The sequence below is a fragment of the Micromonospora sp. NPDC049004 genome (genome assembly GCF_040649315.1).
GTDB lineage: Bacteria > Actinomycetota > Actinomycetes > Mycobacteriales > Micromonosporaceae > Micromonospora.
Window position 1 is genome coordinate 426,137 of the sequence record NZ_JBEZFG010000004.1, and the last position, 16,828, is coordinate 442,964.

The window sequence follows — 16,828 nt, forward strand, 5'->3', positions numbered from 1 at the left end:
GCCAGGTCGGCCCGCGCGCCGGGGATGAGCACGCCGACGTCGTCCCGGCGCAGGGCCCGTGCGCCGCCGGCGGTCGCCGCCCACAGCGCCTCCGCCGGGGTCATCCGCATCTCTCGGACGGCGAGGGCGATGCAGAACGGCATCGACGAGGTGTACGACGAGCCGGGGTTGCAGTCGGTAGCCAGCGCCACGGTGACTCCGGCGTCGAGCAGCCGGCGCGCGTCCGGGTAGGGCGAGCGGGTGGAGAACTCGGCGCCGGGCAGCAGGGTGGCCACGGTGCTGGTGCCCGACCCGTCGCTGTGGGCAGTGCCGGCGAGCGCGTCGATGTCGGCGTCGGACAGGTGGGTGCAGTGGTCCACGCTCGCCGCGCCCAGCTCCACACCGAGCTGGACGCCCGGGCCGGGGCCGAGCTGGTTGGCGTGCAGCCGTACGCCCAGCCCGGCGGCCTGCCCGCAGGCCAGGATGGCGCGGGCGTGGTCCACGTCGAAGGCGCCCCGCTCGCAGAACACGTCGATCCACTTCGCGTACGGTGCGGCGGCGGCAAGCATCGGTCCGCAGACGAGTCCGACGTAGTCGTCGGGGCGGTCGGCGTACTCGGGGGGCACCACGTGGGCGCCGAGGAACGTGGTCTCGCTGCTGGTCTCGGTGGCGATCCGCAGCGAGCGGGCCTCATCGGCGACGTTCAGGCCGTACCCACTCTTGATCTCGATGGTCGTGGTGCCCTGGCGCAGCGCCTCGCCGCGCAGCCGGCGCACGGTGGCCCGCAGCTCGTCGTCGGTGGCGGCCCGGGTCGCGCCGACAGTGGTGCGGATGCCACCGCCGGTATAGCGCTCGCCGGCCATCCGGGCGGCGAACTCGGCGGCCCGGTCCCCGGCGAAGACCAGGTGCGCGTGGCTGTCCACGAAGCCAGGCAGCACGGCGGCGCCACCGGCGTCGATCCGCCGGTCGGCGGCCGGCGCGTACGCGGCCGGCCCGACCCAGGCCACCCGGCCCTCCTCGATCAGCACGGCCGCCTTGCGGCGGATGCCCAGCGGGCCCTCGCCGACGCCGTTGGTGACCAGTTCGCCGATGTTGTCGACCAGCAGACTGCTCATGAGGGGATCACCGCCTCGATGGCCGCCGACAACTCGGCAGGCACGTCGACGCTCAGGTGCCGGCCCTCGGCCACCACCACGCGGCCGTCCACCACCACCTGGTCGACGTCGGCCGCCCCGGCGGCGAAGAACGTCCCCACCGGCGGCACACCGGCGGTGCGGGCGCTGTCCAGTCGTACCGTGACCAGGTCGGCGCGGGCGCCCACGGCGATCCGCCCGGCGTCGGCCCAACCCAGCGCGGCGTGCCCGGCGGCGGTCGCCATGGTCAGCAGGCCCGCCGGCGTGAAGTGGCCACGGCGGCGGGTGCGCAGCCGCTCGTCCAGCTCCACCGCCCGGGCCTCCTCGAACAGGTCGATCACGGCGTGGCTGTCGCTGCCCAGGCTCAGCCGGATCCCCGCGTCCGCCATCCGCCGGGCGGGGCCGATGCCGTCGGCGAGGTCGCGTTCGGTGGTCGGGCAGAGGCACACCCCGGTCCGGCTGTCGCCGAGCAGCGTCAGGTCGCCGCTGGTCGGATGGGTGGCGTGCACGGCTGTGGTGTCCGGCCCGAGCACCCCGTGCTCGGCGAGCAGCGCGGTGGGCGTACGCCCGTGCACGGCCCGGCACTCGTCGTTCTCGGCGGGCTGCTCGGAGAGGTGGACGTGCAGCGGCGCGTTCCGCTCCCGGGCCCAGTCGGCGACCGCGCGCAACTGTTCGGCGGGGACCGCCCGCACCGAGTGCACGGCCGCGCCCACCCGGACGTGCGGGTCCGCCGGTGCGAACGCCGACACCCGCTGCGCCCAGCGGGCCGCGTCGCCGTCGCCGAAACGCCGCTGCGGCCCGGCGAGCGGCCGGCCGTCCACTCCGGCGCTCAGGTAGCAGGTGTCCAGCAGGGTGAGCCGGATGCCGGCGTGCGCGGCGGCCTCGACAAGCGCCGCCCCCATCGCGTTCGGGTCGTCGTACGCGCCGCCGTCGGGCCGGTGGTGCAGGTAGTGGAACTCGCCGACGCCTGTGACCCCCGCGAGGGCCATCTCGGCGTACACGGCGCGGGCCAGCGCCAGGTAGGTGTCCGGGTCCAGCCGGTCCGCCACCGCGTACATCCGGTCCCGCCAGCTGAAGAAGTCGCCCCGGCCGCCGTGGGTACGCCCGCGCAGCGCCCGGTGGAAGGCGTGCGAGTGCACGTTCGCGAGGCCCGGCAGGGTCAGGCCGGGCAGCGGCACGGCGTCGGCGTACACGTCCACACCTGCGCTCGGCCGGCCGGGCGCGGCCAACGCGGTCACCGCGGTGATCACCCCGGCGTCGGTCTCGATGAGCACGTCGGGCGTGGGCTGGGCGAGATCGGGCAGCCAGGCGTACTCGGCGAGCCAGCGCGTCGGGGTCACCGGCATGTCAGCTCCTTGAGCACGCGGGCCAGCGCGCGCACCCCGGCGGCGCAGTCGTCGTCGGTCGCGGCCTCGGCGGGGGAGTGCGACACCCCGGTGGGATTGCGGACGAAGAGCATCGCGGTGGGCAGGTGCGCGGCGAGCACCCCGGCGTCGTGCCCCGCACCGGTCGGCAGCACCGGCGCGTCGAGCAGCGTGGCCAGGCGTCTGGCCAACCCACCGTCGAAGGCGACAAGCGGGGTCACCGACTCCTCGGTGACTGTCACCTCCGTACCGTCGCGGCGGGCCCGCTCGGCGAGCTTGCCGCGCACCGCGTCGACAAGCCCGGTCAGCGTCTCCGGGTCGGCGGCGCGGGCATCCAGCCAACCGGTCACCTTCGACGGGATCGCGTTGGTGGCGTTGGGTTCGACCGCGACCCGGCCCACTGTGGCGTGCGCCCCGCGCAGCCGGGCCTCCTTGTTGGCCGCCAGCACCGTGAACGCGTAGGTCAGCATCGGGTCGCGGCGGTCGGCCATCCGGGTCGTACCCGCGTGGTTGCCCTCGCCGACCACGTCGAAGCGCCAGCGGCCGTGCGGCCAGATCGCGCTGGCCACCCCGACCGGCGCGTCCGTGTCGACGAGCGCGCGGCCCTGCTCGACGTGCAGCTCCACGAAGGCGCCGAACCGGCCCAGCAGATCCGGCCGGGCGCCCGCCGGCGCCGCGCCGAGCGCGTCGGCGAAGCTCACCCCGGCCGCGTCGCGCAGGCCGGCCGCGCGGTCGGCCGCCAGCGCGCCGGTGAGCAGCCGCGAGCCCAGACAGGGTACGCCGAAACGGGCACCCTCCTCCTCGACGAACGCGCCCAGCACCAGCGGCCGGACGGGGGTGACGCCGGCGGCGCGCAGCTCGTCCACGGCCAGGAACGCGCTGACGATGCCGAGCGGCCCGTCGTACGCCCCGCCGTGCGGCACCGAGTCGAAGTGGCTGCCGGTCAACACCGCGTCGGCGCCCTCCGGGTCACCCCAGTGGGCGAACAGGTTGCCGTTGCCGTCCTCGGTGACCGGCAGGCCCCGCCGCTGCGCCTGCGTACGGAACCAGGCCCGTAGCTCCTGCTCCGGCTCGGTCAACGCGTAGCGCAGGTAGCCGCCGCTGCCGGCGTCCCGTCCGACCGACGCGATCTCGTCCCACAGGGCCCGGAAACGGGCGGAAAGGTCGTCGCTCACGCGGGTCCCCCTTCCGTCATGGGCACCCGGACCCCGGTGCGCTCGGCCACCTCGCGGGCGCTGTCGTAGCCGGCGTCGACGTGTCGGATGACGCCCATCGCCGGGTCGTTGGTGAGAACCCGCTCGATCTTCTGCCCCGCCAGGGCGGTGCCGTCGGCCACGCAGACCTGCCCGGCGTGGATCGACCGCCCGATGCCCACGCCACCGCCGTGGTGGATCGACACCCAGGACGCCCCGCTGGCCGTGTTTACCAGGGCGTTGAGCAGCGGCCAGTCGGCGATGGCGTCGGAGCCGTCGGCCATGCCCTCGGTCTCCCGGTACGGGCTGGCGACGCTGCCGGTGTCCAGGTGGTCACGACCGATCACCACCGGGGCGGAGAGCTCACCGGACGCGACCATGTCGTTGAACCGCACACCCGCCCGGTCCCGTTCGCCCTGACCGAGCCAGCAGATCCGGGCCGGCAGGCCCTGGAAGGCGACCCGCTCGCCGGCCAGCTTGATCCATCGGGCCAGTGACTCGTTCTCCGGGAACAGGTCCAGGATGGCCCGGTCCGTGGCCGCGATGTCGGCCGGGTCGCCGGAGAGCGCCGCCCACCGGAACGGGCCCCGGCCCTCGCAGAACAGCGGCCGGATGTACGCGGGCACGAAACCGGGGAAGTCGAAGGCCCGCTGGTAGCCGCCGAGCTGCGCCTCGCCCCGGATCGAGTTGCCGTAGTCGAACACCTCGGCGCCGGCGTCGAGGAAGCCGACCATCGCCTCGACGTGCTTCGCCATCGACGCACGGGCCCGGTCGGTGAACTCGGCCGGCTTCGCGGCGGCGTAGTCGCGGGCGTCGGCCAGCTCGACCCCCACCGGCAGGTACGCCAGCGGGTCGTGCGCGCTGGTCTGGTCGGTCACGATGTCGATAGCGACGCCCCGGTTGAGCAGCTCGGGAAAGACCTCGGCGGCGTTGCCGACGACGCCGACGCTCAACGCCCGCCGCTCCCGCTTCGCCGCGAGGACCCGCTCGACGGCGTCGTTGAGGGAGTCGGCCACCTCGTCGAGGTAGCGGTCGTGCACGCGACGGTCGAGCCGGGTGCGGTCCACGTCCACGATCAGGCAGACGCCGCCGTTCATGGTGACCGCGAGGGGCTGCGCGCCACCCATACCGCCGCAGCCGGCGGTCAGCGTCAGCGTGCCGGCGAGGGTGCTTCCGAACCTCTTCGCGGCCACCGCCGCGAACGTCTCGTAGGTGCCCTGGAGGATGCCCTGAGTGCCGATGTAGATCCACGAGCCGGCGGTCATCTGCCCGTACATGGTCAGGCCGAGCTGTTCGAGGCGGCGGAACTCCGGCCAGGTGGCCCAGTCACCGACCAGGTTCGAGTTGGCCAGCAGCACCCGGGGCGCCCACTCGTGGGTGCGCATGACGCCCACCGGTCGGCCCGACTGCACCAGCATCGTCTCGTCCTCGCGCAGGTCGGTGAGCGTACGGACCAACGCGTGGTACGACGGCCAGTCCCGCGCCGCCTTGCCGGTGCCGCCGTAGACGACCAGATCGTCGGGGCGTTCGGCCACCTCCGGGTCGAGGTTGTTCATCAGCATCCGCAGGGCGGCCTCCTGCTGCCACCCGCGGGTGGTGAGCTGGCTGCCCCGTGCGGCACGGATGGGCTGGGTCATCTGCGGTCTCCTCCGGTCAACCGAGGAACAACTGTCGGCGGGCCGCGGAGGCTTCGAACGCCTCCAGACGGCGTTGGGTGTCGGCCGGCGCGGCGTCGCAGATCGCCTGCAACAGCACCATGGCCAGGGTCATCGGGGCGGTGTGCAGGTCGAAGACGAGCTGGGCGCCGACGGCGGCCGGCAGCAGCACGTCGGCGTGTTCGGCGGCCGGGCTGACCGGCGAGTCGGTGATCGCCACGACGGTCAGTCCGGCGGCACGCGCGTCGCGCAGCGCGTCCAGGGTCTCGCGGGGGTAGCGGGGCAGCACGAAGGCGAGGACGGCGGACGCCCCGGCCTCGGCGGCCTGCTCCAGGCGGTCGGTGAGCAGGCTGCCGCCGTCGTCGAGCACCCGTACGTCCGGGTGCACCTTGGCGGCGAAGTAGGCGAAGTACGCCGCCAGCGGCGCGGCGGCGCGCAGGCCGAGCACCGGCAGCGGCCGGCTGGTCGCGAGCAGCCGGCCGGTCTCGGCGATCCGATCGGTGTCGGCGAGCTGGCCGGCCAGCCGGTCGAGGTTGCCCATCTCGGCGCGTACCGCCTGCTGGAGCTCATTGCCGGCGTCCGTCGGCCCGCCGGGCGTCGTGCTGGTGAGGTCGCGCAGCCGGCGGCGCAGCGACGGATAGCCGTCATGGCCGAGCGCGACGGCGAACCGGGTGACCGACGGCTGGCTGACCCCGGCCAGTTCGGCGACCTCCGCCGCGGAGAGGTACGCCACGGCCGGCGCGTGTTGCACGAGACAGTGCGCGATCCGGCGTTGGGTCGGGGTGAGCCGTACGCCGTCGAACAGGTGGAACACCTGTTCGGCCGACGCCTGGACAGCTCCTTCATTCACTCCGTGACTCTATGCATGAAAACTTTCAGAGGGCAAGCGGCTACGCGGACAGGCTGGATGCCACAGCCGGGGCGGCCATCGATTCGGCAGCGTCGGCGAGCGACATACCCGTGTGGATGGCCAGCCTGGGTGCCGAGCGGATCCCGACGAAAACAGGTGCCCAAGAACCCGGTCCCTGCTGGTTTGCTGGGGAGAGCGAACGTCGTCGGTGTGGGCGAGAGTGCCGTCGGCGAGGGGTCCGGACGAGTGTCGGGCCGACGACCGCCGGGCCGGTGGGCGAGCGCGCTCTCTGTAGTATCCGCACGGCGGTTGAGCAGAGGAGTGCGCATGCAGCCGGTTGGCCCTTACAGGTTCACCCACATGCTGGGCGTCTGCCCTGCCGGGAAGGCATGGGCGGCTATCGACGGGCAGGGCCGATTGGTGACGATCGCCGTGCTGGACGCCGCCGTAGCCGGCACGCCGGGCTGGCGCGAGTCCTTCGCCGCAACGTCCAATGCGTTGGCACAGGCTTCCGGTGGCCAGGCGTTCGCGTACGCCGATTTCTCCGCCACCGAACCGTGGGTGGCGTACCCCGCGGAGGTCGGTCCGGGCGCGGAGCGGTTGTTCCGAGCGCTCGGTCAGGAATACCAGCCGATTCCGGCGGAGGGTGGTGCCACGGCCCCGGTTTCCGGGATACCGCAACAGGTGTCGGGCATTCCCCAGCAGGTCTCGGGGATACCGCAGCAGGTCTCGGGCATTCCCCAGCAGGTGTCTGGTGTCCCGCAGCAGGTATCGGGGCCGCCGCAGCAGGTTTCCGGCGTTCCGCAGTTGACTTCGGGACCGCCGCCGGCGCCGTGGGCGCTGCACGCCGGTCCGTCCGCTGCAGTCCCCGCCCCGACACCCGTGCAACCCGACGCTGACGCGCCGCAATCGCCCGCCGCTGCGCCGGTGGATGCGCCGTCCCATGATCCGTTCTCCGGCTCGATCCGCAGGATCCGGCCGTCGGAGCCGCCGAAGCGGCAGGCCGGGCTCTGGGGCGGACTGGTCGCGCTCGTGCTGGTGGTGGCCGTGGCCAGCGGCGGCCTCGTCTGGATACTCTCCGACGACGAGCCGGCTGGGCCCGGTACGCGACCGACGAGCGGCGTTACCGCGTTTCCGACGGCCGCCGCCGTGGATCCGCCGCTGAAGCCGTGGGCGCAAGCCGCGCCGTACAGCCCGGAGGAGCGCGCCCTGGCGGTCGCCGCGCCGTCGTTGGTCTTCGTCGAGGCGGTGTTCACCGGCTACGTCCGCGACGCCAGCACCAATGCACCGGTCCGGGCCACGCCGATCAGCTTCAGCCGCCGGTGCAGCGCATTCGTGGTCACGCCGGACGGGCATGCCCTCACCAGTAGCGCCTGCGTCAAGCCAACGCAGGACAATGCCCGCCAGATCGCCCTCGACGCCGTGGCCCGGATGCTCGTGCGCGAGAACCAACTGGACGCCGCGCAGGTCGAGACCTATGTGCGTACCAACCTGAGCAAGACCAGGTTCACCGGCATCGACCCCGGGACCGAGCCGGTCACCGAGATTCGTGGTCAGCTCAACACTGCCAAGGGCAATCTGACCACCGACACGGCGATCCCGGCGCAGGTAATCCGGACCCTGCCCAACGAGACCGGGAACACCGCGCTCATCAAGCTTGCGGGGGAAAACCTGCCCGTGGCGGAACTCAATCAGTCGGCGAGCCTCGCGGAAGGCAGTTCGCTGCTGATCCTGGGCTTCACGACCGCTGACACCGACTTCCGCACAGCCTCCTACGGCCCGCAGTCGAAGCTGGTGGACATCACGAGCACCGGCCGGCGGGGCCCGGTGTCCATCTACCGGATCAACCAGGATCTCGGTGCCAGCTCCCATGGCGGCATCGCGCTCGACCCGACCGGCCGGGTCGCTGGCATGATCGACCAGGACCAAGCCCGCCCCGACCGGGCGAATCGGGTGGTGGTGCCGTCGTCGGCCCTGGGCACGCTGCTGGGCGAGGCCGGCGTCGCCAACAGGCTCGGTGATTCCGACAAGCTCTACCGCAGTGCCCTTGACGCCTATTTCGCCGGCGAACACTCGACCGCTATCGCTCAGTTCAGCACCGTCGCGCAGACCTCCCCGGCCAACCTCCTCGCCAAGGCGTACCGGCAGAACGCCGTGGAACGGCAGCAGAACGAAATCGAATCGGGCAACCGGACGACGTGGCCCATGGTGCTGCTCGCCGCCGCCGGCGGTGCGCTGTTTGTCGGTCTGGTCGTCCTCGTGGTGATGCTGGTCCGGCGCCGTAGGAACGTGTGATGACCGGTTCGCTCGACCGAGAAGTGGCGCCGGGGGCCGGCCCGACAGAGCCGTCCTTCCGGCCCATCTCGGCGTTCCTCTCCACCGTCATCGTGGTGGTCGTCGGCGCACTGCTGGTGCACGTGCTTCTCGAGACGTGGGCCCAGGTGCTCACCGGGCCAACGAGCGAGGATCCGCGGGTCAACCTGGATAGCGCCGCGCAGTGGCCCAAGCAGTTGAAGACCGCCCTCTACCTGGGGCTCGCGGCATTGACCGTGGCCAAGGTCGCCACCGACCGCCTGTGGCACCGGTTTCGTACCGGTGCCGACCTCGCCCTGGTGGCGCTGGGGCTGGTGATGGTGCTCACCGGAGTGGTCAACGACTCCTCCACGTCGCTGATGGGCGAGGCGCTGTTCGTCTACTTCCGCGGCGTCATCGTCTTCTACGCCTTACGCGCTGCCGAGCTGAATCAGACGATGATTCGCCGTCTGTTGCTCGTGGTGGCTGCTGTGGTGGGCGTCAACGTACTGCTCGCACTGGTCCAGATGGTCGTCGGTCGCCCGGCCTACCGTGCCCTAGGCTGGGTGGATCTGACCTGGGCGGATCAGAGCCGCGCGCAGGGTCTGCTGTCCCATCCGAATCACCTCGGTCACGTCCTGGGGCTGACTCTGCTCGGCGTCGTCGCGTGGGTGGCGACCACGACCGAAGTCCGACGGCGTTGGTGGGTGGCGGGTGCCGTCATCGCCGTCGCCATGTCAGCTACCCAGTCCCGGGAAACCCTGCTGGGTGTGTTGATCGGCGCGGCGGTCGTCGCGGTGGTGGTCCGGAGCAACCTCCGACGGATCCTCGCCGTCTGCCTGCTCGTGGTTCTGTGTACGGTCACACAGATCGCCGTCCGCCCGGACAACCGGGCCGAGTGGGAACGCCGCATCGGCAACGCGTTCTCGAGCTTTAACCACCCCGCCGGAAGCGAACCGTCCCGGCCTGCGGCGGCACCCGGTACGACGCCGGGGCCTCCCACCGTCAGGCCCTCGGCCCCTGTCACAGCGAAGCCGTCCACACCGGCCACGGGTAAGGCCAGTGGCCTCAAGGCCTCGGTGAAGCCGTCGTCATCTCCCCGGCCGGGCGGTTCCGCATCTCCCCGGCCGGGCGGTTCCGCGCAGCAGGCCACGTCGCCGAGGGCGGTCACGCCGACGGCCACTCGCTCGCCGGCTCCGGTCCGCGAGATCCGGGTGCTCTACCTCCAGCAGGCAGCGAACATTCTGCCGCGTCAACCCGTTCTCGGCTTCGGTATCGGTCAGTTCGGTGGTGTGGTTGCCGAGAAGAACAATCCCAACTGGCACAAGAACCCGAAACTTGGTCCAGGCGGCTTCAATCGCTACGGCTTCCAGGCCGTTCAGGTCGACTCGTTCTGGCTGCATCTGATCATGGAGGTCGGCGTCCTGGGGTTCGCCACCTACCTGGTGTGGCTGTTCCTCGTTGCCAGACCGCTCCTGTCCCGGCCGCGGCATTTGCATCAAGTGGACCGACGCATACCGCCCACCGTCCTATGGGGAATCGCCGCCCTCGTATTCGCCTGTATCGTCGGCTTCTTCTCGCCCTCGATGGAGGATCCGTTGCTCCCGCCGCTGCTCTGGACGGTCGTCGGGCTCGCGTGGTGGGCCGAGCGCCAGCCTGCGGCTGTCGATCAGGAGCCAGACAGAGAAGGTGTTGCGGCCGCGGGTAGCGGTCGCCCCGCAGGGGCGCAGGAGGCCGAGACTCTCGTCCTCGCCACTGACGAGATCCTGGCTACCGCACGTCAGATGCGTCCTCCGACCGAATCCACCTGAGTCGGTCCGACACGGCCCGCGTGACCCTCCGTCCACTTTCGGTAGTGGTGCGGTGGTGTGAGCATCGTTAGAATCCATCTGCCGCGCACGGCGTCCACATCGGCGTCCATCGGTGTGACGGTCCTCCGGAGCGTCGCCAGGACGGCCAGCAGTGACCATCACGGGGGTTTTGGGCATGGGCGATAGCAGCAGAGTCGACGGCTCGTTCGACGGGCGGGTTCCGACCTGTGTGGACGCCATCCCGGACGGCGGTCGGCGCTCGCCGTGAGCGACAGCGTTTCCGTTCTGAGGGCCGCGCAGGTGACCAACCAGGACGGCCATGCGCCGCCGCGATGCCCGGGGGTGTCCGGCCACGACATTGACGCGCCGACTGTTGGTCCCAACGAGCCCGTGCGCACGGCGGTCGACGCGCCGACGGTCGGCCTCATCGAGCCAGTACGACGGATCACCCCGGCAATCTCTGTGTGCATCGCCGTGCGCGACCGCCCGGAGCTGCTGGTCACGTCGATCCGCAGTGTCCTCGGTGGCACCTTCGACGACTTCGAGGTCGTCGTGGTCGATGACGGCTCCACCGTCCCTTCCCAGGAGTGCCTGGCAGCCGCCGGTCTTCTGGCCGACCAACGCATTCGGCTCGTCCGTCAGAAACCCTCGGGCATCAGTGCGGCCCGCAACACGGCGCTGCGCGTCGCCCGCGGTCGGTACATCACCGTCCTCGACTCCGACGACGAGCTCACCGAAGACGGTCTGAGCCACATCCAGGACTTCCTGATAGCGACCGGCGCCGTATGGATCTACACCGACTATCGGGAACTGGCCGGCGGTTCCGTCCGGCAGATCCGCCTTCCGTCCTATCCGACGGCACGCCGCATGCTCTGGTCGGTCCTGGCTCGCCCCCGGCTGCCGTTCAAGCACTCCGGCATGTCCATCGATCGGGAGCTGCTGATCCGGTTGGGCGGATACGACGAGAAACTGCCCATCAAGGTGGATGTCGAACTCGTCCTGCGGGCACTCGCCAGCGGCGTTCATCTGACTCATCTCGGGCATCCGGTCGTCCGGTTCCATCGGCACGTCGGGAGTATCAGCCGGCATCGGCTCGCCGGGCTCGCCGTCTGGTTCCAGCTGATCAGCCGGTACACCCGACCCCGCGTGCCGGGTCTGGCGCTGGGCATCAAGATGCTCCGCGCAGCCAGCGAGATCGGCAAGTTGCTGGTCGCCGCGCTCGGGCGGTGAGCCGCCGTCAGCAGCCCGGCCGCCCCTGCGGTGGCCGGGCTGACTCGGCAACGTCAGCTGGGAGGCAGAAACACCGCGGGGTTCTCGGTGAACATCTTGTTCGCCAGGTTGTAGTCGTCCAACCGGCCGATGTCCAGCCAGAACCCGTCATGCCGCCAGCTGGCGACCCGGCCGGTCCTGGCCAGCAGGTCGAGAACGAGTTGCGGCATGTCGTACGCGCCCACGGGAATCTGTTCGAGCGCCTTCGGTGACATCGCGTAGGCACCCATGGAGACGTCCAGGTTCAGCGTCGGCTTCTCGTCGTAGCCGACCACGTCACCAGACTCGTCGATCTTCAGGATGCCCAGCTCGATCTTCTCTGACCGGGTGTACACGCTGACCGTCACGGGGGCGCCGCTGCCGCGGTGATGCGCCATCAGGGCGTCGAAGTTCAGGTCGGTGAGCAGGTCGCCGTTCATCACGAGAAAATCGTCGAGCAGGGACCCCGCGAGCTGGCGCAGCGGCCCTGCCGTGCCCAGTGGCCGCTCCTCACGGAGGTAGTCGATACGCAGGCCGAGCTTGCTGCCGTCCTCGAAGTACCCCTCAAGCAGGTAGGCCAGGTGACCGGTCAGCAGCGTCACGTCCGTGACGCCGTGTGCCTTGAGCTGGCGGAGCAGAATCTCCAGGATCGGGATGTCGCCGACCGGCATCAGGGGCTTGGGGAAGCTGGTGGTGAAGGGACGCAACCGGGTGCCGCGCCCACCAGCGAGAATGATCGCCCTCATACCGCGTACCGGTCCACGTCGAATCGGTCCAGGTGCGTGCGTACATAGTCGACGACTTGGGCGAGACCGTCACGCAGCGACACCGTGGGTTCCCAGCCGCAGCGTTCCCGCACCCGGTCGATGCCGGCGATCAGCTCGAACACCTCGCTCTGGGCAGGTCGGAGCCGCTGGCTGTCCTCGACGATGTCGACGTTCGGCCGCCCGGCCACCTCCGCGATGAGGCGGGCGAGATCACCGATCGTGATACCCCGGCCGTTGCCGATGTTGGTGACCCGTCCCACGCAGTCGTCCGCACCCGCCACGGCCAGGAAGCCGTCCGCAGTGTCGGTGACGAATGTCAGATCTCGCACCGGCCTCAGATCGCCCAGGGCGATCTTCTCTCGACCAGCCACGACCTGCGCGGCCACGGTGGGAATCACCGCGCGTGCGCTCTGGCGGGGGCCATACGTGTTGAACGGGCGGATTACGGCCACTGGCAGACCGAACGACCGGTGGAACGACTCTGCCACCGCGTCGGCGCCGATCTTCGACGCCGAGTACGGCGACTGGGGCTGGAGGGGGTGCTCCTCGTCGATCGGTGTGTAACGAGCCGTTCCATACGTCTCGGAGGTGGATGTGTGCACCAGCCGCCGTACCCCGAGATCCCGTGCCGCCTCCAGCACGTTCAACGTGCCGCCGACGTTGGTCGCCAGGTACGACGCCGGGGCGACGTAGCTGTAGGGAATCGCAATCAGCGCGGCCAGGTGGAAGACCGTGTCGCAGCCGGCGATCGCGCGACGGACCGCGAAGGGATCGGTGATGTCGGAGTGCACCACCTCCATCGACCCGCGTACCTCCGGATCGACGTCACCGAGCATGCCGAGATCCGACCTGCCGGTGTACCGGACCATGGCGCGTACGTCTGCGCCGGCCCGGACCAACCTCTCGGTCAGGTGGGAGCCGATGAACCCGCCGGCACCGGTGACCAGGACACGGCGCCCCGTCCAAGCCCGATCGGTCGACAACGCGGTCATCCCGTGCCTCTCCTTGTCAGTCATCGGCCGACTCCGGCCGGGTGGCCAGTTCTGTCAGTAGGTCACGAAGGCTCTCCCGCAACGGCGTCTCAATCTTCCAGTGGGTCTCGACCGCGAGCCTGTCCGCGGAGCCCACCTGACAACGGATGTCGCTCTGCCCGGCGGTCACGTCGACGACCGACCAGTCCAGCCCGGCCACGTCCAGCAGAATCTCCAGGACCCGTCGCACCGTGACACCGGAACCCGAGCAGACATTGTAGATTCCGCCCGGTGTTCCCAGCTCCGCCAACTCGACGTAGGCCCGCGCGACATCCCGGACGTCCGTAAAGTCACGCACCGCGTCTAGGTCGGAGACCCGGACCCGCTCGGCGCGACCGGCTGCCACCTCGACCACCCTTCGAGCGAGCGCACCGGTCACGGTGAAGCTGTCCTCGCCGGGACCGACATGGTTGAAGGAGCGGGCAGCGAGCACCGCTATCCGCCCGTCAGCGCCGAGCGCGAGGGCCAGGGACTCGGCGGCAGCCTTGGCGTGGCCGTATGCGCCAACGGGGCGGGGCAACGTCTGCTCGGTCACCGGATTCAGCTCCGGCGGCACGGCCCCGTACTGTGCGGAGGACCCGGCGAGGACGAGACGTACCGGGGCGCCCGACCGGGTGTCGACGCGTCGCAGTTCCTGGCAGAGGTTGTAGGTGGTCTGCACGGCATCGGCCACCACGTCGGCCCCGTCGGCGCCGCGCTGGGGGAGGGTGGCGGCCAGGTGGAACACGACGTCGGGCCGCACCGCCTGAAGTGCCGCCTGCACCTTCCTCGGGTCGCGCAGGTCCACTTGGTGGTAGGTCTCGCCCGGCCCCGCCGGCCGCGGCTGGCGACCCAGCCCGACGACCCGCTGGCCATCAGCGACGAGTAGGCGGCGCAGGTGGGTACCGACCCAACCGCAGGAACCGGTGACGAGCGCGGTGCTCACGAGTCGAGCACCGACCGGTAGATCTCGGCGATCCGCTGCGCGACGAGGCGCTCGTCCAGCCAGCTGCTGCGTTCCCGCCCATCAGCCCGTGCCCCGTGGTCCAACACCTGGCGCACCTGGTTGGCCAGCTCGGTCACCAGATGGTCGCGAGCAGGACCGGTCACCGGGCCTGCCGGGAAGGGCACGACCGCTCCCGGTCGGACGTCGGCCAGCACCTCGACGACATCTCCGACGTCAACGGAGACGACCGGCAGGCCCATCGCCGTGGCCTCCTTGACCACCGTGGGGGAGCCCTCGCTGCCGGGCCGTGAGGTGAACAGAAGGACGTCGGCCGCGTCGTACTTACGGACCAACTCCGCCTCGGGCTGGCCCGGCGCGGACAGGATCAGCTCCTGCACGGAGGGATCCGCACGTCGCAGTTCGGCCAGCGCGTCACGGAAGACGTCGTACCCCTTCACGGGCCGGCCTGGGTCGGCGCCGAAGAGCATCACCCTGGCGGTGGGTGAGATGCCCAGCGCGCGCCGGGCGGCGAGCCGGTCACCCGGTCGGAAAAGCTGGAAGTCGACCCCGTTCGCCACCACGTGACCGGCGGGATCGCCGGCCGTCTCGGCGAGCCGGCGGGACACGTAGATCCGAGCCCGAGTGCCACCCCAGCCGAACTTCGTGACGAGCCGCTGGCGTGGCGCGTTGACGTCACTGCCGTAGAGAGAGAGCACCCGCGCGGGGTGACCGGCGAGCCGGGCGGCGGGAGCCGTCATTCCGTAGTGCACGTGGACGATGTCGTAGCCGCCCGTTCTCGCACGCCGACGAATCCGCGGCGCCGCAGTGAGATAGTCCCGTTTGCCGCGGGACTGCGCGACCACCTCGACGTCGACGTGATGGCCCAACGCCCGCAGCGCAGACACCTGCCGCTGCACGAAGATTCCCCGGTAGCTGCCCTGCTCCGGCCACAGATTGGTCACCGCCAGGATCCGCAGGCTACGTATCTTGGCGGGGGACGGGGACAACTGCTTGTGAGTCTCGTTCACGTTGTTCTCTCTCGTGGTCCGCACGGGTTGTCTCAGGCAGGAGTTTCGGCTGACGGGTACCCGGATCCGCGGTGGGCCCGGACGAGGCCGAGGAGCTTGCGGAAGTCCCCGTTCAGCACCAGCACGGTCACCGCGAGCCCGGCGAGGGTCACGGCGGCGGCGGTCCACGACCAGGTCTGCAGGACGTCCAGGCGGGCCACCAACGCGGCAAGCGTGACCACACCGATGCTGCGTGCCAGAGTCGCCGCCCAGGCTAGTCGGTGCAGCCACCAGACCGTGACGACTGGGATGGTCGCGGTGATGGCCGTGCCCACCAGGTAGCCGATGCCGACTCCCGTGGCACCCATCGATCCGGCCGTGGAGACCGCCACACCCAGCCCGACCAGGCAGCCCACCACAGCGGAGATCACCGGAACCCGGGCCTGCGTCAGCGGTCCGCTGGCCAAAGCGTTCACTGACGGCACCTGGAGGGTGCCCAGGAAGGCGGCGCACAGCATGATCCGCAGCACGGGGGCGCCTGCGGTGTATTCGTCACCGCCGAAGACTCCCAGCACGAGCGGGGTAGCCAGCAGGCCGACCACGAAGACCGGGGCCATCGTCACCGCCAGGGCCCGGGTGGACGCGTCCACCTGCCGGCGTACCGCGGTGGTGTCACCCGCTCCCTGCGCCCCGGCCATAGCGGGGAACAACGCCAGCGCAAGGGCGCGGGGCAGGAACCACAGCGGCGCGATCAGCGCGACGGCCGCGACCAGGTAGGCCACCTCGGACGGGTCGGCGAAGTGTCCGGCGAGAAGCTGCGTCGCCTGGAGGAATCCGGCGCTGGCCAGAGTGCCGATGCTGCCCAGGACGGCGAACATGACGACCTGCCGCCGGTCGAAGCGTCCGCCCTCCGGCGCACCCTCGCGTCGACGCTGGGCGCGCAACCGATGCCGGCACAGTCCGACGAAGATGCCGTACCCCAGGCAGAGCGGCAAAAGATAGGCGGTCTCGCCGGTCGCGATGACCACGACGGTGCTCACCACGGCCAGTGCGGAGGTGGCCAGCTCGATGCGGGCGTACTGCGGGACGAGTCCGTGCCCGTACATGGCCGCCTTGTCCACCGTGTAGAGCGAGTAGGTGGCCGTCAGCACCGCGAGCGTCAGTGTGTCCAGCACGCCCAGGTTGTATATCCGCTGGATCACCAGCCCGGTCGCCGCGCCGAGCACCAGGCAGGCCATCAGGCCGAGTCGGGAGAGGAATCGGTGGACCGCCCAAGCCCCGGGCAGGTCGCCTGCGCCGCGATGAAAGGCGACGAACTTGGACAGCCCGCTGGAAACACCGCCCGGCAGCAGCAGGCTGGCGACCATGCTCGCGGCAAGCATGATGCCGACCAGTCCGTAGGTTGCGCGGTCGGTGGCGTGGCTGGTGAGCGAGCCGTGCACGAGCCGGGTCGCGCCCACCGCAACCAGGGCGAGCATCGAGAGCGCCCCGGTCCGGATGATGGCAGAGCCACCGAGGACCGGGGGTGTCGCCAAGGACGCCATGGTGGCGCCGGTCGTGGTGGCGTCGCCAG

General features: G+C 70.9%; 13 protein-coding genes. 3 read left to right on the forward strand and 10 right to left on the reverse strand.

Going from position 1 to position 16,828, the window contains the following annotated elements:
* The 5 genes from hutI to AB0B97_RS15330 all read right to left on the reverse strand — a co-directional run.
* Positions 1 to 1,094 (reverse strand): imidazolonepropionase (gene hutI, locus AB0B97_RS15310; RefSeq protein WP_357494013.1); only part of this gene is annotated, 1,094 nt, incomplete at its 3' end.
* Positions 1,091 to 2,458 carry a formimidoylglutamate deiminase gene (locus AB0B97_RS15315; RefSeq protein ID WP_357494015.1) on the reverse strand — a complete coding sequence of 456 codons (1,368 nt, stop codon included), beginning with the start codon at positions 2,456 to 2,458 and terminating at the stop codon, positions 1,091 to 1,093. The genes hutI and AB0B97_RS15315, both read right to left, overlap by 4 nt.
* Positions 2,449 to 3,651 carry an allantoate amidohydrolase gene (locus AB0B97_RS15320; protein WP_357494017.1) on the reverse strand — a complete coding sequence of 401 codons (1,203 nt, stop codon included), beginning with the start codon at positions 3,649 to 3,651 and terminating at the stop codon, positions 2,449 to 2,451. Before AB0B97_RS15320 ends, AB0B97_RS15315 begins: the two co-directional genes overlap by 10 nt.
* Positions 3,648 to 5,306 carry a urocanate hydratase gene (hutU, locus tag AB0B97_RS15325; RefSeq protein WP_357494019.1) on the reverse strand — a complete coding sequence of 553 codons (1,659 nt, stop codon included), beginning with the start codon at positions 5,304 to 5,306 and terminating at the stop codon, positions 3,648 to 3,650. Before hutU ends, AB0B97_RS15320 begins: the two co-directional genes overlap by 4 nt.
* Before the next feature lie 16 nt (positions 5,307 to 5,322).
* Positions 5,323 to 6,174, reverse strand: a complete 852-nt coding sequence (locus AB0B97_RS15330) for a MurR/RpiR family transcriptional regulator (protein WP_357494021.1) — start codon at positions 6,172 to 6,174, stop codon at positions 5,323 to 5,325.
* A gap of 327 nt (positions 6,175 to 6,501) precedes the next feature.
* Between AB0B97_RS15330 and AB0B97_RS15335 the strand changes: the two genes are divergently transcribed.
* From AB0B97_RS15335 to AB0B97_RS15345, 3 genes are all read left to right on the forward strand, one after another.
* Positions 6,502 to 8,469 (forward strand): trypsin-like peptidase domain-containing protein, encoded by a 1,968-nt coding sequence (locus AB0B97_RS15335; RefSeq protein WP_357494023.1) that lies wholly within the window; start codon positions 6,502 to 6,504, stop codon positions 8,467 to 8,469.
* Positions 8,469 to 10,277 carry a hypothetical protein gene (locus AB0B97_RS15340; protein WP_357494025.1) on the forward strand — a complete coding sequence of 603 codons (1,809 nt, stop codon included), beginning with the start codon at positions 8,469 to 8,471 and terminating at the stop codon, positions 10,275 to 10,277. The genes AB0B97_RS15335 and AB0B97_RS15340 overlap by 1 nt, the downstream gene beginning before the upstream one ends.
* A 300-nt stretch (positions 10,278 to 10,577) precedes the next feature.
* Positions 10,578 to 11,507 (forward strand): glycosyltransferase, encoded by a 930-nt coding sequence (locus AB0B97_RS15345; RefSeq protein WP_357494027.1) that lies wholly within the window; start codon positions 10,578 to 10,580, stop codon positions 11,505 to 11,507.
* A 53-nt stretch (positions 11,508 to 11,560) separates the two neighbouring features.
* Here the strand turns inward: AB0B97_RS15345 and AB0B97_RS15350 are convergent, their stop codons facing one another.
* From AB0B97_RS15350 to AB0B97_RS15370, 5 genes are all read right to left on the reverse strand, one after another.
* Positions 11,561 to 12,271 (reverse strand): nucleotidyltransferase family protein, encoded by a 711-nt coding sequence (locus tag AB0B97_RS15350; RefSeq protein ID WP_357494029.1) that lies wholly within the window; start codon positions 12,269 to 12,271, stop codon positions 11,561 to 11,563.
* Positions 12,268 to 13,308, reverse strand: coding sequence for a GDP-mannose 4,6-dehydratase (locus AB0B97_RS15355; protein ID WP_357494031.1), 1,041 nt, complete (start codon positions 13,306 to 13,308; stop codon positions 12,268 to 12,270). Before AB0B97_RS15355 ends, AB0B97_RS15350 begins: the two co-directional genes overlap by 4 nt.
* Entirely contained in the window at positions 13,301 to 14,248 is a 948-nt protein-coding gene (locus AB0B97_RS15360) for an NAD-dependent epimerase/dehydratase family protein (protein WP_357494033.1), read from the reverse strand. Before AB0B97_RS15360 ends, AB0B97_RS15355 begins: the two co-directional genes overlap by 8 nt.
* Positions 14,245 to 15,210: a glycosyltransferase gene (locus tag AB0B97_RS15365; protein WP_357494035.1), complete on the reverse strand. Its 966-nt coding sequence runs from the start codon at positions 15,208 to 15,210 to the stop codon at positions 14,245 to 14,247. The genes AB0B97_RS15360 and AB0B97_RS15365 overlap by 4 nt, the downstream gene beginning before the upstream one ends.
* Before the next feature lie 98 nt (positions 15,211 to 15,308).
* Positions 15,309 to 16,790, reverse strand: coding sequence for a lipopolysaccharide biosynthesis protein (locus AB0B97_RS15370; RefSeq protein ID WP_357494037.1), 1,482 nt, complete (start codon positions 16,788 to 16,790; stop codon positions 15,309 to 15,311).
* Between the last annotated feature and the right edge of the window lie 38 nt (positions 16,791 to 16,828).

What these genes read in the sequence shown, in the direction of transcription:
- AB0B97_RS15315 (WP_357494015.1), bottom strand. Translation starts at nt 2,458, where the DNA reads ATGCCGGTGACCCCGACGCGCTGGCTCGCCGAGTACGCCTGGCTGCCC.
- hutU (WP_357494019.1), bottom strand. Translation starts at nt 5,306, where the DNA reads ATGACCCAGCCCATCCGTGCCGCACGGGGCAGCCAGCTCACCACCCGC.
- AB0B97_RS15355 (WP_357494031.1), bottom strand. Translation starts at nt 13,308, where the DNA reads ATGACTGACAAGGAGAGGCACGGGATGACCGCGTTGTCGACCGATCGG.
- AB0B97_RS15350 (WP_357494029.1), bottom strand. Translation starts at nt 12,271, where the DNA reads ATGAGGGCGATCATTCTCGCTGGTGGGCGCGGCACCCGGTTGCGTCCC.
- AB0B97_RS15340 (WP_357494025.1), top strand. Translation starts at nt 8,469, where the DNA reads ATGACCGGTTCGCTCGACCGAGAAGTGGCGCCGGGGGCCGGCCCGACA.
- AB0B97_RS15335 (WP_357494023.1), top strand. Translation starts at nt 6,502, where the DNA reads ATGCAGCCGGTTGGCCCTTACAGGTTCACCCACATGCTGGGCGTCTGC.